This is a genomic window from Acinetobacter sp. NIOH-H-8 (genome assembly GCF_046635365.1).
Taxonomy (GTDB): domain Bacteria; phylum Pseudomonadota; class Gammaproteobacteria; order Pseudomonadales; family Moraxellaceae; genus Acinetobacter.
The window spans coordinates 1-20,160 of sequence record NZ_JBHDVN010000050.1; the positions used below are offsets into that span (position 1 = coordinate 1).

Genomic DNA, 20,160 nt, shown 5'->3' on the forward strand with positions numbered 1-20,160 from the left:
AAAGCACGTAGTGTTCATGGATTTCTAGGAGGGATTTACGCGTCCTTGTGTGCATATCAACTGATCCATAAAAATAAGCCAACAATTCAAATTATGAAGTCATCGGCTTAAGCAGGATTCGGGTTATTTATAATCTTAGAATCTAATAAAAACCCAAGCAAACTAACTCGGGTTTTGTTAAATTTATTCATACTCACTATAATTTTGTATTTTCCAAATACAAACACCTAATTTTGTAGTGCCAAAAACTTCTCAATCGCCTGCTGTGCGATCTCCGCATCCTGGAACGACTTCACTCCAGAAACACCCATCGCACCAACCAACTGACCCTGATACAGAATCGGCTCACCACCTTCTAACATCCCAGAAAAAGTATCCATCGTCAGAAAGCCCATTTGACCGCCTTTGATAATATCTTCAAACAGTTTGGATGGGCGGCGACTAATGGCAGAACAACGTGCTTTTTCCAGACACAGGTTTGCTGTCATCGGTGAAGCACCATCCATACGCTTCATTGCCAGCAAATTGCCAGTTTCATCAACTACAGCAATACTAACATTAAAGCCATTTTCTAGCGCATATTCATAGGCCTGATTTAATAAAAACTCAGCGTCGCTTAAGGTCAGATAATGTTTGGTTTTCATTCAACTATCCAATTTCTAATTTATCAATTTCAAATCTTTGCGGTCTAATTAAAAGAATAAAATAAGCCCGAAGGAATTCGGGCTTATGTTCCCTCTCCTTTTAGGAGAGGGTTAGGGAGAGGTTGTATTACCCTTTCATTTCAGCAAAAGTTTCTTTAGCCGCTTGAATCGTAAATTCAATATCTTCATCACTATGCGCAGCTGAAATAAATCCTGCTTCAAATGCAGATGGAGCCAGGTTCACACCACGACTTAACATGCCATGGAAGAATTTCTTGAAAGCTTCTACGTCACATTTCAGCATTGAATCAAAGCTGGTGATGTCTTCTTGATCAGTGAAGTACAGGCCAAACATGCCGCCCACTTGCTGGGTCTTGAATGGAATACCGGCTTCATCCGCAGCTGCTTGTAAACCTGCAAGAAGTTTTTCAAGTTGAGCAGTCAGTTTTTCATAAAAACCTGGCTCACGCAGATGTTTAAACATCTCGATCCCGGCACGCATTGCTAGCGGGTTACCGGACAAAGTACCTGCCTGATACACGTTACCTAATGGCGCGATGCATTCCATCACTTCACGCTTACCACCAAAAGCACCGACTGGCAGCCCCGCACCAATAATTTTACCCAAAGTCGTTAAATCAGGAGTTACGCCATAATGTGCCTGAGCTCCCCCTAGACCTACACGGAAACCTGTCATCACTTCATCAATGATGAAGACTGAACCATGTTCATCACAGACATCACGTATCGCTTGCAGGAAACCATCAATCGGTTTCACCAGATTCATGTTTCCTGCTACTGGCTCTACAATTACACCGGCAATTTCTGAACCGAACTTGGCAAAGCATTCTTTTAAAGTGGCGATGTCGTTATAAGGAAGAGTTAAAGTATGTTTGGCAAAATCAGCAGGTACACCCGCAGAAGTCGCTTCACCTTCGCCTTTAGTTAACAAGCCAGAACCTGCTTTTACCAGCAAAGAGTCAGAGTGACCGTGATAACAACCTTCAAATTTTACGATCTTGTCACGACCAGTATAACCACGTGCCAGACGAATCGCAGTCATGGTCGCTTCAGTACCAGAATTCGTCATACGTACCAATTCAATGGATGGCATGATGTCGCAAATGATATCTGCCAAAGTGGTTTCATGCACGGTTGGTGCACCAAAGCTTAAACCATCAACAGCTGCATCTTGCACCGCTTTAATGATTGATGGATGCGCATGACCCAGAATCATTGGGCCCCATGAACCCACATAGTCCACATAGCGCTTGCCATCGACATCGTACAGATAAGCACCTTGTGCTTTCTCGATAAAGATAGGCGTACCACCCACGCCATTGAAAGCACGTACAGGTGAGTTAACACCACCCGGAATATGTTTATTGGCTTGTTTAAATAGTTGTTCTTGCTTTGGAGATAAACTCATGAGAATCACTCAACTCAAAAATACAATAAGAAATAAAAATTAAGCTTGTTCAGCAAATAGTTCCGACCAGTCATACACTCGTTGACCGACAGTCGACATTGAGCGACCCAATACATCACTAATGACTGCACACAGATCTGCACCAGCCTCGATGACCTCTTTCGAGTTTTCCACCGTCAAACCGCCAATAGCGCAAATCGGTACATTTAATTTACTTTTGGCTTGTTTTAAGGTTTCCAGACCAATATTACCTGCTTCTGGCTTGGTATCAGTCGCATAGATCGCGCCAAAGGCTACATAATTAGCCCCATCAGCAATGGCTTGTTCAGCAAGCTCAAGTGAGTTATTACAACTGCGGCCAATCAATACATTTTTAGGCAAACGCTCAACAGCTTCCTGGATTGAACCATCATCCTGACCCAAATGCACGCCTACGCCATATTTTACTGCAGTTTCCAAATCGTCATTAATTACAAATGGAACTTTATACTGTTCACACATTTGTTTCATATATTCGATTTCGTAAGCCTGATCTTCTTTCGCTACTTTTTTACGACGATACTGAAGTACCGCAACTTCATAAGTCGCCATTGCACCTTCAAGTTTCGCCAGAAGAAGCTCAATAGGATCATCATTGGTAATTAAATATAAACCGCGCATGACTGCCGCCATTCAAAATACATACGCTATTATAGGCATAAATGGGCGAGTTTCCCCATCCTAAACACTGAATAATACCCGATTCAGGTATTAGATTATTATTTGTACTTTTTATACAGGTGATTGATCAATATCCCTATTTTCAGTGATAGGCGACTGCGAGAATTTACGTTTTAATGGTTTTATAACAATAATGATAAAGTGTTAATGCTTACGCCCTCCGACAAACGCTTTTAGGATTTTGCAGATAACTTAGTGGAGAAGTTGCAAAATTCTGAAAGCGATTTTTTTATGTCCGGATTTTACGATTCCTGTGTATAAAATTGCTTGAATACCATTAATCACAAAACTTAAAGAAAACTTCAAAATACCCAATTTCAGGGATAGGTCTACATGCATTAAAGGATTTAAATAAGTTCGAACACAACACATAAATAGAAAAGCAAAAGCTGTGTTTTATCTACCAGATCCTTTCTAGCTTTGGGTAAACCGTTTATGGGGAGACGTGTCAAAGCTAGAAAGGATCGACCCATCTAAGCAGAACTGACCATCTTATCTCTCAAACTTGGTTCATTCATCTCGTGAATATTTTCTAAATCATTCAGATAAATTAAAAATACGTCAATGCAGATCTTTCTATTTTTTTAAATATAAAAAAAGCCCGGAGAAGGTCGCTCCAGGCTTGGAAAACTGATTTATTCAGTGAATTATACTCTTTGATAAAATACTGAATAAGCAATAAAACAATTAATAGAATAATAACTCTACACTTGCAAGTGTTTTTATCGTTTTTATTGCAATACTTAAGCATAAATCCGATAAAACGTCATAAGCCCTAACTTGGAATTTTGTCGTGCTTACGATCGACCAGGCTCAGGTTACCACGTAATACATCGGCAAACATACGCCAGTCTGAAATAAAACTGTATAGCGGCTGTTTAAAGCTGGCCGGTTTATTCTTTTCAAAAATGAAATGACCAATCCAGGCACAGGCATAACCTGAGAGTAGTCCATAGGCCAGATATTTAGCTTTACGCTGATGAAGGGCTTTGCTAAAAAAATATAAACCGATACTGCTGCCTGCGACATGCAAACGGCGGCTCATGATATGGCGATGCTCGGTTAGATAAAACCGGTAAAATTCATGATAGTCACGAATCGGCATTTGTGGAGAAGTCAGTTCTGCAATCTCGTTGCTCGGCTGCACCTGTGCATTCATTATCATCATCCTGATCTTTTTTCTTCACCTTAGCGCATAATTTAGGCAATTAAAAGTACCTTTATTTTCATGCAATTCTGCTCCTGAATTTGGCTTAGATATTGAATTGTCATGCTTTCAGTAGAAACCGGCGAATGAGATCAGCATTTTAAATTTTCCATTTCCATTTTTTTCAATCGGTCAAGTCTTACATCAGATTGGTTTTTCGTTACAATCAGCCGCTCAAAAGTCTAAAAAATATTTCCGTTTCATATCGGAATTTTATGCAAGCGAATAAAAATTCAATTTATTTTTAATATTTTTCAATAAATTGAATAGACAGGATGATTATCATGGTTGAAGTTGAACTCAAGTTCCAGATTCCCGCGGCACGCCGTACTGCCCTGCTTAAGGCACTTGATCCAAAGAAATCTCAACAGATCCAGCTTCAAGCCAAATACTATGATACTGCAGACCGTCAACTGGCCCAGCATGGAATTGCCCTACGTCAGCGATTAGAAGGCAGTCGTTGGGTTCAGACGTTAAAAGCGGCAGGCAAAAGCCACATTGAACGTTTCGAGCATAATCATGATCTGGGTGAATTAGAACAGTCTCCTGAGCTGGACCTGAGTATTTACAAGCAGTCTGCTGAAGCGCAAGCCTTGCTTAATCGTGCTTTAGGTGATCAGTTTGACCAGCTGCAATTGCAGTTTGAAACCGATATTGCCCGTACCTTGCGCGTGATTGAATATGAAAACACATCAATCGAAGTCAGCCTGGATATCGGCTGTATTCGCACGCCTCATGCTGAGCAGGAGGTGCATGAAGTTGAATTCGAGTTAAAGCATGGCTCAATTCAGGATTTGCTGGCCTTTAGTTTTGAATGGGTCAAAAAATATCAGCTTTGGCTGGATGTACGTAGTAAGGCTGAAATCGGGAATTTGTTAGCGACTCATCAGAATGTAAGTCCCGCTACTTTTGCCAAAGAATTCCAGATCAGCAAAAAAGACAGTGCAGGCAAAAACCTGTGTCATCTGGTGGCCCAGCAAATGCAGCACCTGTTACCCAATATTGCGGCAATCTCCGCGCAAGCGGCAGAGCAGGAACATATTGACCAAGCACAACAGGCCTTGGACCATCTCTATCTGACCCTACTTTTGTTTAAAGATTGGCATACTCAGGTTTCAGACAAATGGGCGCATCAGCTTGCCGCATTTAAACACCAGTTTGAACATCTGCAACATTTACAGCACATGCAAAACACTCTGGCTGGCTTCCTGCAAAATCCTACGACCGCAGAGAACCTGACTAAAGATATTCTCTATGCCAAAGAGAAGCTGGGCAATCTGGTGAAATCCACCCAAAATGTGCATCACTATCTGGAATTGCTGATCTTCAGCTTAAGTACAAATGAAGCTAAGCCGCTGGAATTGAAATCTGCAGCGCAAACTACCTTGCAGCAACAATACAAAGTCTTGCATGAACAGATGAACCAGACTGATATTACCAATTTTGAGAGTCTGGATCAGCTAGCAATTCGCATTCAGGAATTAAAATTCAGCTTCCCAATTTTGACCACGATTTATGATGTCAAAAACCTACAAAAATACAGCAAGGCTTTAAATGATGCACAGCAGGCAGCAAATGAATATCAGACATTGGCCTCCTCTGCCCTGTATATCCAGCAGACTGAGCTGGAAGCCAGTGACTGGTTTGTGTTGGGTTGGCTGACTGCCAAGCAGGAAGTCTATGCACAGCGCTTACTGGAAGCGACAGAACAGTTTCTGGTCAGCCGCAAATTTCTTAAATAAGTATTTAACTGACTTTCAAAGCACGCTACGGCGTGCTTTTTGTTGCACAAGCACATCACAATACTTTTGTTGTTTGGTCTATATTGATTGTTATGAGCTTCATCGAGAAGGAATGGCCCGATGGCAGAAATCGAACTCAAATTCCAGATTCCGCAAAGTATACGTCACCAATTCGAACAAGATTTTCAGCAGTACGGGCCAACTCGACATCATTTATGTGCCAAATACTTTGATACTGCCGATCAGCAGTTACAGCAGCACAAAATTGCACTCCGGCAGCGTCTGGAAGATCAGCAATGGTTTCAGACCTTAAAAGCACCGAGCCAGCATCAATTTGAACGCTTTGAGCTGGAAGAAAGACTGGATACCGCACCGGACAACTGTGATTTAAAAGCTTATGCCAAGCATAAACAGGCTCGGAAGATTCTAAAACAGGCACTTCACACCCTAGATACGTCTCTGACTCTACAATTTGAAACTGATGTAGAGCGGGATCTCTGGATTGAAAATTACCGAGGAAGTCAGATTGAAATTGCACTGGATAGAGGTGAGATTCGTTCTAATGGCCAGACCTTGGATATTTATGAAGTTGAATTTGAGCTCAAAAGTGGCAAACTTGATGACTTAATTGATTTTGTTAAACCCTGGATTCAACGTTATCAGTTATGGCTGGATGTACGCAGCAAATCTGAACGTGGTTATGCTCTGCTGAATAATAAAACTGATCTTCCGGTCCAGCATCAGACAACCTTAGAGCTCGCAGCTAAAGACGATATTCATCATATCTTGCAAAAAATTATCACCAACTGTCTGACGCACCTGTTTCCCAATGCGACGGCGATTGCGCTAGAGAATTACAATAGTGACCATGTGCACCAGGCCCGCGTCGCTATCCGGCGTTTACGCAGTGCCTTAAAAATCTTCCAGCCCTCTCATCAGGATTTGCCAGAGGAATGGCAGGATCAGTTACGCAATATCTTCCAGCAATTAGGCTCTACTCGGGATCGCGATGCTTTAGCTGAAAGTCTGCTTCCTCAGCTAGAAGCTGCGGGTTCACCAGTATTGCAGTTGCCTCCAGCCCAACAGGATCAGGCAGATATTAGCCAATTATTCAGAAAGCCAGCTACGATGGAGCTGATACTGGAGCTACTACAATTTAGTCAGGATCAGAGTGCAAACCAGCAAAAGTCCTCGCATAAAATCCTGTGTAAAGGACTCAGCAAACTGCATCAGAAAGTCTGTGCAGATGCAGAGAATTATCAGGAACTGGATATTGAATCACGCCACCGAACCCGCAAGCGGGTTAAACGCTTGCGTTATAATGTGGAATTTCTGCAAAGCCTGTTTCCGGAAAAGGAAATCAAAAGATATCTGAAAGCGTTAAAGCCCTTACAGGAGACTTTAGGTCATTATAATGACCTGTTTGTCGCAGAAAGCCTGTATAGGCCTTATGCCAAAAAACATTCCAAGGCATGGTTTGTCATCGGCTGGCTCACCGCAGAACAGCAGCATCTGTCGGAACAGGCTGCCGAGCAGTTACAAAAATTTTCTCACACCCAGCCATTCTGGTAAGAGATAAATAGACAAAATTGCTCTAGCGATATTTTCCATATACTTTCCAGGTATTGTTATCAGCTAATGGATCGCTATAACTATCGCTGCGCTGCTTACGCGGCTTATCACGGGCATCAACCAGTTCAAAATGTGGTTCGACACTGAGGACGATGCCATTCACATAGAACCGAGTCCGGGTGTATTCACTTTGACCATGCTGGAATACATAAGTACGCAGATCTACAAATTCACGATGTGCCACAAGTGCCGCTGTCTCATCACTGTCTAGCCAGCGTTGCATGGCCTGAATCTGTTCCGGTTCAAATTGCCCACATTTTTCAATCAGGCTGGCAATGCCACGAAAAGTTTTGGATTCTTTGGCACGGGTTTTATTAATCCGGATGCGGTCCACATGAAAATAGAATAAAGGCAGATTCAAATGGCTTGGCAAATGAATCGCATCCAGAACTTCATCTTCCATAAAAGGCTGAAACAGGTCTTGTGCCCTTTCAATCAGACCCAGCCATTGCTTGTAATATTCTTCGACCTGCGACTTGGTGCCATAATAAATTGGCAATCCTTCCACATTGGCCAGATTTGCCGGTGGCCAGATATTCTGGCGCAATAAGGCAATATCACTTTTCAGGCTCTGTACAGCAATTGCATCTTGCATGAGATTCACATTTTTATTGCTTAGGCTATTTTTAGATTAAGGCAAAGGTTTAGTTTCTGCAAGGCTTTGCCTATAATTAGTGATTAAGATTTTATTATCAGGAAAAATTCATGGTTCAAAAGATTGAAGCAACCGATGTAACCGAAGAAGAAGCGTTAAATGCTGCATTCTTTGAACGTGCTGATGAATTTATTAAACAGGCCAACGAATTTAGCCGTGTAGAAAAAGGCTCTCAGGAAAACCCGGCAGAAAAACGTGGTCAAGTCAGCGCTGCAATGCTGTTTGGTACTGCCCGCTTTAATACCTGGGTCGCTGCCAACAATTTCAAAGATGGCAACGAGATGCGCGACGCTAAAGATCAGGTCATGTCTTATATCTTGCAGCAATTTCAGATGATGCTGGAAGATAACTACGATGAATACTGTGAGCAGTTTGAGAACTATTTACGTTTCCGTCGTAATGAAGAGTTTCATGCCAACAAGCATCAACACGACCACGATCATTAATGAAAGCCCTACGGGGCTTTTTTTAAATCTTTGATTTTTAATTTGACTTTAATACTGGATTCATCCTATAAAAAATGAATAAAAATTAAACGATGACCAAAAATATCATGCAACAACTGCCCTTTCCGATTATAGATCCGCATATTCATCAATGGGACCCTTATACCACACCGCATGCCGCAGCCTCAGCCGTAAAATTATTTGGCAAACATCCCAAACTGCTGAACAAAATGGTGCGACTGATCAAGCCCAAAGCGGTGATCGATACCATTGGTCTGACCGAACATCTGACCGCGCCTTACCTACCTGAAAATTATAAACGTGACATCGGTCATTATCAGGTGGAACAGATTGTTCATATAGAAGCAAGCTGGCATGAGCATAAAGGTACTGGCGTGGTTAATGAAACCAGGTTTATTGCCGGGCTGCCTTTTGCTGAACAGAATATTCAGCTAGGCGGCATTGTGGCTACAGCTGATCTTCGTCAAAAAAACTTTAAACAGCTGCTGCAATTACATCAGGAAGTTTCGCCTAAATTACGTGGTATTCGTAAAATGGCATCGTTCCATGCCGATAAAGGCATTCATGCCTGGACCGATGAACCGCATTTATACTGCAATAAGAAATTTCTGAAAGGATTTGAGGAATTAGCCAAAGCCAATTTAAGTTTTGATGCCTGGGTTTATTCTACCCAAATTTCTGATGTGGCCCATCTGGCCAAAACATTTCCTGAAACGCCGATTGTGCTGGATCACTTGGGCACACCTGCCGGCATCTTTGGGAAAGTCGGTAAAGCAACAGGACAAACAGCACAGCAGCGAGACTATATTTTTCAGACCTGGAAAGAAGACCTGGCTGAACTGGCAAAATGCCCTAATGTGTATAGCAAAATTTCCGGTCTATTTATGCCTGTACTCGGTCATCGTTTTCATTTAGAGCGAAAACTGGCAAAAAAAGATGAACTGATTCAGCTCGCGGCTCCATTGATCCAGCATGCCCTACAATGCTTCGCTAAAGATCGCATCATGTTTGCTTCTAATTTCCCGATGGATCGTGTCAGCACAGATCTGGTCACCATCATTGATGCCTTTAGCGATATTGTGCAGAGCTATGACGAACATGCTGTAAAGCCGGTTTTTTATGAGAATGCCAAACGCTTTTATCGCCTATAGATACGTGGAAACGTCATCCGTAACTGGTTGAGGTAGGACTACATCATAAGAGGATTGTTTCTACAATAAATTTATTTCGTGAAGGTGGTGGACGAGTTTTGCGGATGACAAATGGTTTTGGCTACTTTTGCCGAAGCAAAAGTAGCCATATAGACATCTAAACATTTATTTAAAATGAAAAGAGACCGTCATAGACTTATAAAAAATTACAGAGTTTATTTCACTTCTTTCCCATACTGATCCGCCATGACTTCGACCAGTTGATCCGGTTTAACATATTTTTTGATAACGGCATCGACATCTGCCTTGGTCAGCTTGGCAATGGCCTGATCGCGTTTTTCCCGATAGATCAGATTACGATCTTTTTCCAGTTGTGGAATCAGCATGCTGTGAATACGACGATCATCTTCCAGTGCAGTGACACGCTGTTTCAAAATCGTAGCTTTCGCTGCTTCAACTTCCTGCTCGGTTACCCCTTTGGCCAGAAGCTCATTCAATACCTTATGCACAGCTTGTGACACCTGTGCTGATCGGCCAGGCGTATAATTTGCCTGAATACCTAATGCGCCTGAATCAATCCATTCATCATACTGAGCATTGGCACTGAAGCCATAAACCAGCGCATTTTTCTCACGCAGCTCCTGTGCTAAACGTGAAGACAACTGAGAATCCCCCAGAATATGCCGGAAGACCAGCATGGCTGGTAAATCTACATGTTCTGCACCGACAGGGAATGTCATGACAGCCTGATAATGACCGAATTCACGCTGTTCAGACAACGCATGGATTTTCTGTGCCGGATAAACTGTATATTGACCACTTAAGCGCTCATAAGGCTGCTTCGCTTTCCAGCTCGCAAAGTTATTTTTGAGGACTTTACTCACGGACTTCGGATTAAATTCCCCGGTCACTGCGATCTGGGCATGATGCGTATTGAAGAACTGCTGATATAACGCTACGACCTGTTCACGAGTAGCAGCCTGAATCTGTTTTTTCGCCAGTTCAGGTTCAAAATGATAGCGGAGGTCACCCGGCTGATAAATCTCGGTCGCGCGAGACATGGTCAGGCCGGCCACCATATTGGGCTCAGTATAAGGACGGTCTAACGCAGACAGGCTTTGTCCTTTAATCAGGTCAAACTGGCTCTGCTCAAAGGCCGGTTTATTGAGCACATCCAGCACATACTGGAAAAATTCCTCAAACTTCTCTTTTTTGGCACTGATCTGAATGCTCATGCCATTTTCAGAGGAACTGGCCGTGGCTGAACCACCGGACTCAATAATTTTATCGGCAATCTGTTGCAAGCTCTGGGTTTCAGAAGAACGCAGCAATAAGTAAGCTGTCAGATCCAGAATCTCGCCTTTATTGAACAAACTTTGTGCCGTGCCGAAATTAAGCGCAATGGTGGCATAAACTTTGTCATCCTGAGTCTGGGTCGGGAATAAAGCGTATTTAATACCATTCTTCAGTTTGCCCCGTTGAATCTGCTTGTCCTTAGCCTGTAAATATTGCTTGGACTGCGCCACATACTGCTTTACTTCTGCCTGATAGACACTGACATCTTTCAGCGGTTCTGCTGCTTCAGCCTGCTGGTCCAGAGTTTGAGCCGGCACTTCAGTCTGGGGCAACTCCTGTGCTTTTTTCTGATCTTCTGGTGTCGGCAAGATATTGCCAGAAATACGATATTCTGGCTTAAAGAATGCCTTATACACCTGATTGATCTGATTGACATCCAGCTTTGCTATGGCTTGCAGATCTTTGAAATACTGGCTCCAGTCACCTGAATAAGCCACTACATATTCACTTAAACGCGAACCTAAAGCGGTTGCGCTATTTTTAACATTGTCCGCCTGGTTTCGGGTTAGACTTTTAGCCCGGTTTAATTCGGTTTCGTTAAATGGCTGGCTCTGCTCTACACCCTGAATCAAGCCCTGCTCAACCTGCTTGACTTGATGATTTGGCGCATAGATGGCACCCATAAACACCAGATTAAAATCTTTATCCAGCCAGGTCATAGACTGCACCGTAGTAGTTTTACCCGTCTCGACCAGACTCTGATACAGGTGTCCGCTAGGTTGCAATGTATATAAGATTGGAGACATGGCCAGCGTGGTTTTAATACTTTCTTCTGACTGGTTCAGATAAATATTAAATTTGGCCAGATCACTACCCTTTTGCACGGTAAATTCACGCTGTTTGATCTGTTCAGGTTTTAGCGCAGGCACTTTTACCGCTTCAGGCACTTTGCGGGACTGAATTGGACTGAAATGGGTATCAATCTGCTTCAGCACTTCTGCCTTATTAAATTTGCCTGAAATAATCATGAGGGCATTATTCGGTGCATACCAATGACGATAAAACTGGTTCAGCTCCTGCATCTTGATCGATTGCAGTTCGTTCAAGTCACCAATCGGTAATCGCCCCAGATACTGATTGCCATAAGCTGATTTAAATACCTGATCCATCAGTACGGAAAATGGCTGATCCAGACGGATTTCACGCTCACGTTTCACGATATCAATTTCAGTCGGTACATACTTTTCTTGCAGGACCAGCTTGTCCATGCGTTCTGCTTCAAGGAAAATCACTTCATTGACCGCAGTCTGCTCAGGACGAATCACATTGGTATATTTGGTTGAGTAATAGTCAGTACTAGCATTGGTCATTAAGGTATATTGATCCAGACGGCGCTGAAACTCATCTCCCTTCACATTTTCCGTGCCTTTAAACGCCAGATGTTCAAGCAGATGCGCCAGGCCCCCTTTGCCCTGAGGATCATTCAGTGAACCGGTCAGATAAACCGTATTCATAAACACTTTATTTTCTTTATCATTGGGCGCAAGAATAATTCTTAAGCCATTTTCCAGTCGATATTCTTCGATATTCTGTTCTGTTTTCACCAATACCGGCTGTGCAAAACTGGCCGCTGTCCAGCCAGATAATAAAATCGCCAAGCTTAAACGTTTAAAGCGTATTTGCATTGTTCATCCAAATTTTTAAGTGTGAATTTTTATTTACAGTCACTCTGATCTTAGAGAAAAGTCTTTATTATGAATAGTCTATTTTATGAGATGCCAAATAAAATACCGCGCAATTTCACGGTATTTTATTGAGTATGTTAATTAAATATAAAGTTCGGCCAGCATAAACAGTTTGGCATAACCTGAAATCTCAATGCGGCCTTGTTCTTTTAATGCGCAATACAATACACCGCCACGTTGAGAGGCCTGATAAGCTACCAGTTCAGTTTTATTTAATTTCTCCGCCCAGATCGGTGCAATTCCGGTATGAATTGAACCGGTGACCGGATCTTCATTAATCCCATTACTCGGTGCAAAATAACGTGATATGCAATCATATTGCGTATCGCCAGCAGTAATCGCGACATCCAGTAATGGACCCGCTGCTGTAATTGCGGTTCTTTTTCCATTCAGCTGCTTCAGCAATTCAATATTGGGGTGCTCATCCAGCACATCTTGCACTGATTCATATTCAATAATATAACCTTGCGTATTCAGATAAACATTTTTAAAAGGCTTCGTCAGCGCCTGTCTTAAGGCTTCCGGATATTCTGTAATGAGTTCAGGCTGACGGATCGGGAAATTCATCCGGATTTTGCCATCCTCATCCTGGCATACTGTAAAAATGCCCAGATCTTTGACATGAAAATAAATGGTTTTTGCAGAGCTAAAATCCTTGAATAATACAAAGCTGCTGGCCAATGTGGCATGTCCACAGAAATCCACTTCCTTGGTCGGCGTAAACCAGCGAATTTCATAATTTTCTGCATCCAGCACTTTGACAAAAGCGGTCTCAGACAGATTATTTTCCAGGGCAATATTCTGCATCAGGTGATCATCCAGCCAAGCATCCTGCACGATGACTGCAGCAGGATTTCCCTTAAATAGAGACGTCGTAAAAGCATCCACCTGGTACATTTTCATTTTCTTTACTCCTGTATGTAGGTGTTTAGTTTAAAAGCTTTTTTCCAGAAGAGGAATTTTATATGCTGTGGATCAGATGATTTATTTTTCTCCCTTTTCACTCATTAAGGTTCTTTATGAACAATTCACATATTCAAACTGTACCTTTAGAAAAAGCCTATCGCCTGATTACGCATGGTCCAACAGTACTGGTATCTGCCAATGATGGGCAAGACACTGATGTCATGGCCGCTGCCTGGGCATGTGCACTCGAATTTAGTCCAGCAAAAGTCACCGTAGTGCTGGATAAAAGCACCAAGACCCGAAAAATAATTGAAAATTCTGGCTACTTTGCCCTGCAGATTCCCACCCTCAAACAGCTGGAAATGGTCTATAGTCTGGGAACATTGAGTCTGTACAATGCCCCAGACAAACTAGAACAGTCCGGTGTGCAGTTATTCAAATTCGCAGATCAAGAGATCCCAGTTGTAGAAGGTTGTGCCGCCTGGATTTTATGTGAGCTGATTCCCGAGCCACATAACCAGCAAGCCCATGACCTGTTTATTGGTAAGGTCATTGCCGCTTATGCCGATGATCGGGTGTTCCGTGATGGGCACTGGTTCTATCATGAAGTCAGCGAAGAATGGAAAAGTATTCATCATGTCGCCGGTGGTCACTTCTATACCATTGGCGAAGCTGTCGCAGTAAAAGATGCAGAATAAATAACTGATCTTTTTAAACAAATCATATAAAAAATTCTTGCAAACAGGCGACCTTGACCACAGTCAGACTGCCTGAATTTATGCTACTTTATCCATAATATCTGTTTGGTCTGATGTCTTATGATGCCGTTTAAAATCCACTGTATTGATGTCAAAAACTCATTACAAAATTATATCTGGTTGCTTGAACATACACCGACGCATCAGGTCGTGGTCATTGATCCCACTGAAGCTGTGCTAGTTCAGGATTACTGTACCGAACATGGACTTGAGCTGAGTCAGATCTGGCTCACCCACTGGCATAAAGACCATATCGGGGGCATTCCGGATTTAATTCAAAAGCAATCATTACCGGTATATGGCCCAAAAGCTGAGCTGGAAAAAATTCCGTTTATTAACCATCCACTTGAACATGACGACCAGTTCAGTTTTCATGGTGTTGAGGTACAGATTATCGCCGTACCGGGTCATACCCTAGGCCATATTGTGTATTTCCTGGATGCCATTGATGTACTGTTCTGTGGCGATACCCTGTTTGCCATGGGCTGTGGACGGGTATTTGAAGGCACTTATCAGCAGATGTATCACTCTCTGGCTCGCCTGGCTGCCCTACCGCCACGTACTCAGGTTTATTGCACGCATGAATACACGCTGTCGAATGCACAGTTTGCCAAACATGTTGAACCGGATAATCCAGCAATTCTGGAGCGTTTCGAACAGGTTGAGCGTATGCGCATGCTAGGACAATGCACCTTACCCAGTACGATTGCAGCAGAACTGGAAACCAATCCTTTTTTACGCGCAGACAGTGTCGAAGAGTTTCAACGTTTACGCGTGATGAAAGACTCCTTTTAAACTATAGCTGCCTTACAGCAACTGATGTTCCTTAGCATAGTCATCCAGTTCTTGCTGGGTGACCACTCGTACCGCATTCATTTCATCAATTCTGACCAGCAATAATCTACCCAAAGCGGGTTGATAACGGCGCGCACTGCCAAATGGCGTATACGCCACCTTGGACTGTACCGAAAAATTCAGCCAGTCTTCATGGCCCAGCATCACAGCCACAGCCTCCTGCCCTTGTTGCTACATAAGTTCAATTTGCTGTTTGACGTACTGCTCAATATTTAATTCAGTCATCATCAATCTTATTTAAATTACATCAATGCCAGTATAAAGGGTTGAGCCTAAAACCATGACCTGAATACTCGGAAGCTTTGCTGGATTGTATATTTTTAAGCCTTACTCAAACTCTAAAACCTTAAACCACGCTAATTCCTAATTTAAAATGAATAACAAATAAACAATTATTGATTTAAATATTTGAATATTAATAACTATTCGAAAAATTATTTAGGCTTAAAATTAAAATATTTAGTTACAACATCTTGAAAATAATAAAAAACATAGACTTAGATTAAAAACCCTATATTTCGTCTATATTATCTTGTTCATTAAATCCGCAAATTCAATTAAATTAATTTAAATAAGGGTATTTGCCCTTTAAAACGAAAATTCTCACCCTTATCTATGATTTAACTGATGAAGGAGTTATCTCGTGAAAAAAGTGGTTAAAGCAAAAAACGTTCTCGCATTTAGACTTTGGTTAGAAAAATTGGGGTATTCGGTTCGCACCCTGGCAGACAATCGTGGTTTTAGTTTCAGTTTTAAAAAAGAATATGGTCTGGTGACCTGCGATCTTTCAGGTAATGCATTGGCCATGCAGCTGGGTGAGGAGTTTGAAGATCATCTGAAAGCTTAAATTTAATTAATCAATGCACTCATGATTTACCCTTTTATTTGAGTAAAATTCTCTTATTCCTATAATCAGCCCATTTCGATGGGCCTTTTTTCATTTAAAAAATTTCAGGCAAAAAAAAAACAAGGCATCAACCTTGTCTCTTTTGATGGTGGGGACGGAGAGACTCGAACTCTCACACCTCGCGGCGCTGGAACCTAAATCCAGTGCGTCTACCAATTTCGCCACGTCCCCATCAGGGTACCAACTTAGTGTTGGACTTTTTTTCAAACTTTGGCAGAGGATCAAGGATTCGAACCTTGACGAACGGTTTTGGAGACCGTCATGCTACCATTACACCAATCCTCTATTGGCCATTTTACTCAATCTCTTAAGTAAATTGGTGGGGACGGAGAGACTCGAACTCTCACACCTCGCGGCGCTGGAACCTAAATCCAGTGCGTCTACCAATTTCGCCACGTCCCCGATGGCTGTGTATACTATAGGGATCAATTTCACCTGACAAGCTCTTTTTAAGAAAAAACCACTCGTTTGATTAAATAAAAAACAATATGCAATTTATTGTATTTTTCTCATGCAATTTCAGTAAGTAAGGCCTGTTTTACGGCCTTGAAATCAGACAATCTATTCTGTGAATGCTTTCGGAGCATGTTTTGTATCAGGCTTTGCAAAGCTTGATATTGCGTAGGTAGCTCAGGTTTAAAACGCTGACAGTGCAATAAGGCCCAATCCTGATAATCTGTCGCTTCTAGGCGCTGCCCTGTAAGCCATTCATAAAAAATGATACCCAGCGCATAAACTTCACTCTGTAGCGACTTGGCTTGCCCTTGAAATAGTTCAGGTGCCATATAACGTGGTGTAGCGTTCATTGCTTGGTTTAAAGAATTGATTGGCTGAACTTGCTCAAAATCGATCAAACAGACCCATTTCTGATAAATAACAAAATGCTCTCGTTTGAGATCAGCATACAGATACCCGAGTTCTTGTAAGCTTATCAACGGTTCTAATGCTCGTAGCATATGCTGACGAATTTCTTGAATCGAGAACAGCTTAGGACATATATCAAAATGTGCTGGCGCATTAGGTAAGATCAAAGCCTGATTGAAAAATTCATTCCTAATCTGAAATGGCTTTCGAATAATTTGATGCGGAAGCATGAAAGTCCGCCCTTCTTGCTCACCATAAGCTTCATAAAAATCCAGCTCATGACTTAAGCCAGTCTGGGCATGCTGAGAAATAGCGGTTGAATCCAGATTCTGGGTTTTCAACCACAATGCTGACCCGGTCTCAGGATTAACTTCTAGATAATAAAGACGACGACCAAAACCCAGACTTCGGGCTTTGGTCTTAAGATGAAAATCAAGCTGATGCAGTTTGGCGGGGTTAAGTAACAATGTATTCCTGCTTGGCATCTGGTGCATGCTGGTAATTTAGCAGTTCCAGACAATGCTGAATAGTTTTACCTACCCGCTCCTGAGTTTCGATCAGGGAGATTTTTGGCCAGGTCGCCCGCTCACCTTCACGCTGCAGTACCTTGAACAAATGCGGACGAGGATTTTGCAGCATATAGCTATAATGACGCAGGCTATATTTACCCACAATATTCACATCACCATAATAACGTTGATCCACCACGCCATAACCATGATCCAGCAAACGGCGGATTGGCGGCAAACTGCCCGCATGCTCACGGGCAAAATCCATGATTCCTTTGGTAAATACCACACTCTGACGGCGTACAATGCGTTTCGGCCAGCTTAAAGTTCCTTTACGGAAGCGTGAAATATCATCCTGCATAAAAGGCACAATGTGCGGATTGGCCTGACTGGCAATGGTGTAATTGATATTGTACAGCCGCGCCATTTTCTCCTGCGGGAAATCACTACGGACACTGCCATCTACCCAGCGCGTTGCGCCCATATAAGGCGTATATTGCCCATCATGACGTTTACTGGTGAGACGTACCGGCGGGAACAGAATCGGCACGGCACAAGATGCCAGCACCGCACTCCAGACCAGTACATCTGGAGAGGTATAGGCATTCATGATCCGGGCATCCTGCGCAGCATCATAAGGTGCGACTGCAATATTGATATGTAGACCGGAAGTTTTTAGTGCTTCTTCAAAGGTCATATCTCCCAGGTTTTCAATCAGGAATTTTTTCAGGTATTTGACATCCGCCAGACCACCATTACCCTTCATTAATTCACTCATGGTACGGAAATGGAAGGCTTCATGGAAAAAGTTATGGCCTTTTAAAATATCTACATACTGCGCAGGTTTGGAGACGCCTAACATCGCTGTCATAATTGCACCAGCACTGGAACCCGACATCACTCGAGGTAACAGATCCTGTTCCATTAACGCCTTACATACACCGGTATGAAATAAGCCGAGGGTTGCACCGCCCGAGAACATTAAAGCTGGCTGACCATAAGCACGTTGGCAGTGCTCAAAATATTCAATTTTCTCTTCAAGAGTCAGACAGGTACATTGTACAGAAGCAATATAAGCCAGGCCCAGACTGACTTCTTCTACATAATCCTCAATAATTTTTTTAGTGCCGACATAAGTGACGGTAAACAATAAAGGATGGGCGATATTGGCAATATCGTAACTCAGCCCTTCACGCAGGATATACATCAGGTCACGAGTACGTTTCTGCTGACGGTAACGTCTTAATTTCCCCAGTCGATGCGCAATCACTTCAGCATCAAAATACGGTGAACTATTATCCAGTTTCCATTCTTGTGCCCCAGATTCTTCATCGATCTTTAAGGCAATATATTTCCATTCTTCGTAAGTTTCAGCCTGCTGCAATTGCTGCTTCAGCTTTTTGATACGATAGGCCTGATGTGGATTGATATCCTGAGTAAAATCTTTAAACAGCATCTGCCCTCTTCCCTATATTGTAATTTTCAGACATCCTGCAGCCATGAACAAAAAACAGGCATCTATTTTCTTTGTACTACAATAACGAAAATTCACCACTTTAAGCAAATTATCACACTTTCCAGACTTTGACTGTGAATTTTACAGTGATAGTATTCTAGCCATAATTGTAAAAGTACTGCTCAAATCATGGCGAAAATTGATTTACCTGACAATATCTTAAATGCTCTTTCCACTGTTCTTCTCCAGCTCCAGCAAAGTCTGCCTGAATTAAAACAAAGTCCTGATTTTTCTGCTTATGCCTATAAATGGCAGGCTGGAGAACTCAAACCCATTCACCAGCTCAAACAGATTGAACTGGCAGATTTAAAAGGCATTGAGCGACAAAAAGAAAAAGTCATTCAGAATACTTTGCAGTTTCTAAAAGGATTACCTGCCAATGATGTCTTACTGACTGGCTCTCGCGGTACAGGCAAATCTTCGATTGTGCGTGCCTTGTTGACTGAATATGCAGATCAGGGTCTACGCCTGATCGAAATTGAACGCAATGATTTGTCAGATCTTCCAAAAATTCAGCAACTGATCGCCGGTCGTCCGGAAAAGTTTATCGTCTATTGTGATGACCTGGCCTTCAATGCGGAAGATGAAAACTATCGCAGTCTGAAAAGTGTGCTAGATGGTTCATTACAGTCCGGTTCAAGTAATTTTGTGATTTATGCGACCAGTAACCGTCGTCATTTATTACCGGAATTCATGCATGAAAATACGCCAGTAACCAAAGTGGATGTACCGCAATATACCGAATTGCATCCACAGGAAGCAATTGAAGAGAAAATTTCACTGTCGGATCGTTTTGGTTTATGGCTGTCGTTTTACCCAATGGATCAAAACCTGTATCTGGAAATTGTCGAGCATTATCTGAAAAAGGCAGATATGCAAATGACAGCTGAAGCCCGTGCTGAAGCATTACGCTGGTGTCAGGCACGTGGCCAACGTTCAGGTCGTGCAGCCTATCAGTTCTCTAAACACTGGATTGGTTCGCAGCAGTTAAATTCTCTGTAAATTTTGTCTTGTCCTGAAATAGATTGACATGTCTTGTCCTGAAATAGATTGACAGTATTCCACTTCAAACCGAGTTAAGCAATTAGCTCGGTTTTAGTTTGCTCATACCTCTGATTCGGGGTGTTCATATTTAAACTTAAATGTGGTCTATAGCA

The 20,160-nt window shown here is 42.4% G+C and carries 18 protein-coding genes, 3 tRNA genes and 1 pseudogene; 9 read left to right on the forward strand and 13 right to left on the reverse strand.

Going from position 1 to position 20,160, the window contains the following annotated elements; genetic code table 11:
- Positions 1-111: pseudogene (locus tag ACEWB7_RS14165) on the forward strand (IS982 family transposase); the annotation flags it as partial.
- A 116-nt stretch (positions 112-227) separates the two neighbouring features.
- On the opposite strand, the gene ACEWB7_RS14170 reads toward ACEWB7_RS14165, so the two are convergent.
- The 4 genes from ACEWB7_RS14170 to ACEWB7_RS14185 form a co-directional block, all read right to left on the reverse strand.
- The gene (locus tag ACEWB7_RS14170; protein ID WP_179993332.1) at positions 228-644 is read right to left on the reverse strand and encodes a GlcG/HbpS family heme-binding protein; all 417 of its coding nucleotides are present in this window, start codon (positions 642-644) and stop codon (positions 228-230) included.
- Between the two features lie 127 nt (positions 645-771).
- Positions 772-2,073 carry a glutamate-1-semialdehyde 2,1-aminomutase gene (gene hemL, locus ACEWB7_RS14175; protein WP_034706389.1) on the reverse strand — a complete coding sequence of 434 codons (1,302 nt, stop codon included), beginning with the start codon at positions 2,071-2,073 and terminating at the stop codon, positions 772-774.
- 39 nt (positions 2,074-2,112) lie between these two features.
- Positions 2,113-2,733: a thiamine phosphate synthase gene (gene thiE / locus ACEWB7_RS14180; RefSeq protein ID WP_034706393.1), complete on the reverse strand. Its 621-nt coding sequence runs from the start codon at positions 2,731-2,733 to the stop codon at positions 2,113-2,115.
- Positions 2,734-3,568: 835 nt separating this feature from the next.
- Positions 3,569-3,952: a DUF962 domain-containing protein gene (locus tag ACEWB7_RS14185; protein WP_034705228.1), complete on the reverse strand. Its 384-nt coding sequence runs from the start codon at positions 3,950-3,952 to the stop codon at positions 3,569-3,571.
- A gap of 332 nt (positions 3,953-4,284) precedes the next feature.
- On the opposite strand from ACEWB7_RS14185, the gene ACEWB7_RS14190 reads away from it, so the two are divergent.
- Together ACEWB7_RS14190 and ACEWB7_RS14195 are read left to right on the forward strand one after the other, a co-directional pair.
- The gene (locus ACEWB7_RS14190; protein WP_034705225.1) at positions 4,285-5,742 is read left to right on the forward strand and encodes an inorganic triphosphatase; all 1,458 of its coding nucleotides are present in this window, start codon (positions 4,285-4,287) and stop codon (positions 5,740-5,742) included.
- A gap of 120 nt (positions 5,743-5,862) precedes the next feature.
- On the forward strand, positions 5,863-7,314 hold the full coding sequence (locus ACEWB7_RS14195) for a CYTH and CHAD domain-containing protein (RefSeq protein ID WP_034705223.1): 1,452 nt from the start codon (positions 5,863-5,865) through the stop codon (positions 7,312-7,314).
- A gap of 22 nt (positions 7,315-7,336) precedes the next feature.
- Here the strand turns inward: ACEWB7_RS14195 and ACEWB7_RS14200 are convergent, their stop codons facing one another.
- Positions 7,337-7,969: a hypothetical protein gene (locus tag ACEWB7_RS14200; RefSeq protein ID WP_004786345.1), complete on the reverse strand. Its 633-nt coding sequence runs from the start codon at positions 7,967-7,969 to the stop codon at positions 7,337-7,339.
- 110 nt (positions 7,970-8,079) lie between these two features.
- Between ACEWB7_RS14200 and ACEWB7_RS14205 the strand changes: the two genes are divergently transcribed.
- Positions 8,080-8,475 (forward strand): DUF3144 domain-containing protein, encoded by a 396-nt coding sequence (locus tag ACEWB7_RS14205; RefSeq protein WP_004786347.1) that lies wholly within the window; start codon positions 8,080-8,082, stop codon positions 8,473-8,475.
- A 107-nt stretch (positions 8,476-8,582) separates the two neighbouring features.
- Positions 8,583-9,647: an amidohydrolase family protein gene (locus ACEWB7_RS14210; RefSeq protein WP_034590228.1), complete on the forward strand. Its 1,065-nt coding sequence runs from the start codon at positions 8,583-8,585 to the stop codon at positions 9,645-9,647.
- A gap of 215 nt (positions 9,648-9,862) precedes the next feature.
- Here ACEWB7_RS14210 and ACEWB7_RS14215 read toward each other — a convergent pair whose 3' ends face one another.
- Together ACEWB7_RS14215 and ACEWB7_RS14220 are read right to left on the reverse strand one after the other, a co-directional pair.
- On the reverse strand, positions 9,863-12,628 hold the full coding sequence (locus tag ACEWB7_RS14215; RefSeq protein WP_312309431.1) for a pitrilysin family protein: 2,766 nt from the start codon (positions 12,626-12,628) through the stop codon (positions 9,863-9,865).
- Positions 12,629-12,769: 141 nt separating this feature from the next.
- Positions 12,770-13,591 carry a PhzF family phenazine biosynthesis protein gene (locus tag ACEWB7_RS14220; protein ID WP_034705219.1) on the reverse strand — a complete coding sequence of 274 codons (822 nt, stop codon included), beginning with the start codon at positions 13,589-13,591 and terminating at the stop codon, positions 12,770-12,772.
- A 116-nt stretch (positions 13,592-13,707) separates the two neighbouring features.
- On the opposite strand from ACEWB7_RS14220, the gene ACEWB7_RS14225 reads away from it, so the two are divergent.
- Both ACEWB7_RS14225 and gloB read left to right on the forward strand, forming a co-directional pair.
- Positions 13,708-14,292, forward strand: a complete 585-nt coding sequence (locus tag ACEWB7_RS14225; RefSeq protein ID WP_034705217.1) for a flavin reductase family protein — start codon at positions 13,708-13,710, stop codon at positions 14,290-14,292.
- Between the two features lie 120 nt (positions 14,293-14,412).
- Entirely contained in the window at positions 14,413-15,147 is a 735-nt protein-coding gene (gloB, locus tag ACEWB7_RS14230; RefSeq protein WP_034705215.1) for a hydroxyacylglutathione hydrolase, read from the forward strand.
- A gap of 12 nt (positions 15,148-15,159) precedes the next feature.
- Here the strand turns inward: gloB and ACEWB7_RS14235 are convergent, their stop codons facing one another.
- Entirely contained in the window at positions 15,160-15,351 is a 192-nt protein-coding gene (locus tag ACEWB7_RS14235; RefSeq protein ID WP_312309446.1) for a hypothetical protein, read from the reverse strand.
- 499 nt (positions 15,352-15,850) lie between these two features.
- Here ACEWB7_RS14235 and ACEWB7_RS14240 point away from each other — a divergent pair, with 499 nt between their 5' ends.
- Entirely contained in the window at positions 15,851-16,054 is a 204-nt protein-coding gene (locus ACEWB7_RS14240) for a hypothetical protein (protein WP_004786362.1), read from the forward strand.
- A gap of 146 nt (positions 16,055-16,200) precedes the next feature.
- On the opposite strand, the gene ACEWB7_RS14245 is transcribed toward ACEWB7_RS14240, so the two are convergent.
- From ACEWB7_RS14245 to ACEWB7_RS14265, 5 genes are all read right to left on the reverse strand, one after another.
- Positions 16,201-16,285: transfer RNA gene (locus ACEWB7_RS14245), tRNA-Leu, on the reverse strand.
- A 40-nt stretch (positions 16,286-16,325) separates the two neighbouring features.
- Positions 16,326-16,399: transfer RNA gene (locus tag ACEWB7_RS14250), tRNA-Trp, on the reverse strand.
- 32 nt (positions 16,400-16,431) lie between these two features.
- Positions 16,432-16,516: transfer RNA gene (locus tag ACEWB7_RS14255), tRNA-Leu, on the reverse strand.
- Positions 16,517-16,623: 107 nt separating this feature from the next.
- A complete protein-coding gene (locus ACEWB7_RS14260) occupies positions 16,624-17,463 on the reverse strand; it encodes a protein kinase domain-containing protein (RefSeq protein ID WP_312310231.1) in 840 nt (279 codons plus the stop codon).
- Positions 17,435-18,943, reverse strand: a complete 1,509-nt coding sequence (locus ACEWB7_RS14265; RefSeq protein WP_034706141.1) for a DUF3336 domain-containing protein — start codon at positions 18,941-18,943, stop codon at positions 17,435-17,437. Before ACEWB7_RS14265 ends, ACEWB7_RS14260 begins: the two co-directional genes overlap by 29 nt.
- A gap of 189 nt (positions 18,944-19,132) precedes the next feature.
- Between ACEWB7_RS14265 and ACEWB7_RS14270 the strand changes: the two genes are divergently transcribed.
- Positions 19,133-20,005, forward strand: a complete 873-nt coding sequence (locus tag ACEWB7_RS14270; protein ID WP_034706139.1) for an ATP-binding protein — start codon at positions 19,133-19,135, stop codon at positions 20,003-20,005.
- The last annotated feature ends 155 nt before the right edge of the window (positions 20,006-20,160 follow it).

Bases quoted from the DNA above. Each gene is read 5' to 3' on its own strand.
- ACEWB7_RS14170 (WP_179993332.1), bottom strand. From the start codon at position 644: ATGAAAACCAAACATTATCTGACCTTAAGCGACGCTGAGTTTTTATTA.
- hemL (WP_034706389.1), bottom strand. From the start codon at position 2,073: ATGAGTTTATCTCCAAAGCAAGAACAACTATTTAAACAAGCCAATAAA.
- thiE (WP_034706393.1), bottom strand. From the start codon at position 2,733: ATGCGCGGTTTATATTTAATTACCAATGATGATCCTATTGAGCTTCTT.
- ACEWB7_RS14185 (WP_034705228.1), bottom strand. From the start codon at position 3,952: ATGAATGCACAGGTGCAGCCGAGCAACGAGATTGCAGAACTGACTTCT.
- ACEWB7_RS14190 (WP_034705225.1), top strand. From the start codon at position 4,285: ATGGTTGAAGTTGAACTCAAGTTCCAGATTCCCGCGGCACGCCGTACT.
- ACEWB7_RS14195 (WP_034705223.1), top strand. From the start codon at position 5,863: ATGGCAGAAATCGAACTCAAATTCCAGATTCCGCAAAGTATACGTCAC.
- ACEWB7_RS14200 (WP_004786345.1), bottom strand. From the start codon at position 7,969: ATGCAAGATGCAATTGCTGTACAGAGCCTGAAAAGTGATATTGCCTTA.
- ACEWB7_RS14205 (WP_004786347.1), top strand. From the start codon at position 8,080: ATGGTTCAAAAGATTGAAGCAACCGATGTAACCGAAGAAGAAGCGTTA.
- ACEWB7_RS14210 (WP_034590228.1), top strand. From the start codon at position 8,583: ATGCAACAACTGCCCTTTCCGATTATAGATCCGCATATTCATCAATGG.
- ACEWB7_RS14215 (WP_312309431.1), bottom strand. From the start codon at position 12,628: ATGCAAATACGCTTTAAACGTTTAAGCTTGGCGATTTTATTATCTGGC.
- ACEWB7_RS14220 (WP_034705219.1), bottom strand. From the start codon at position 13,591: ATGAAAATGTACCAGGTGGATGCTTTTACGACGTCTCTATTTAAGGGA.
- ACEWB7_RS14225 (WP_034705217.1), top strand. From the start codon at position 13,708: ATGAACAATTCACATATTCAAACTGTACCTTTAGAAAAAGCCTATCGC.
- gloB (WP_034705215.1), top strand. From the start codon at position 14,413: ATGATGCCGTTTAAAATCCACTGTATTGATGTCAAAAACTCATTACAA.
- ACEWB7_RS14235 (WP_312309446.1), bottom strand. From the start codon at position 15,351: ATGCTGGGCCATGAAGACTGGCTGAATTTTTCGGTACAGTCCAAGGTG.
- ACEWB7_RS14260 (WP_312310231.1), bottom strand. From the start codon at position 17,463: ATGCCAAGCAGGAATACATTGTTACTTAACCCCGCCAAACTGCATCAG.
- ACEWB7_RS14265 (WP_034706141.1), bottom strand. From the start codon at position 18,943: ATGCTGTTTAAAGATTTTACTCAGGATATCAATCCACATCAGGCCTAT.
- ACEWB7_RS14270 (WP_034706139.1), top strand. From the start codon at position 19,133: ATGGCGAAAATTGATTTACCTGACAATATCTTAAATGCTCTTTCCACT.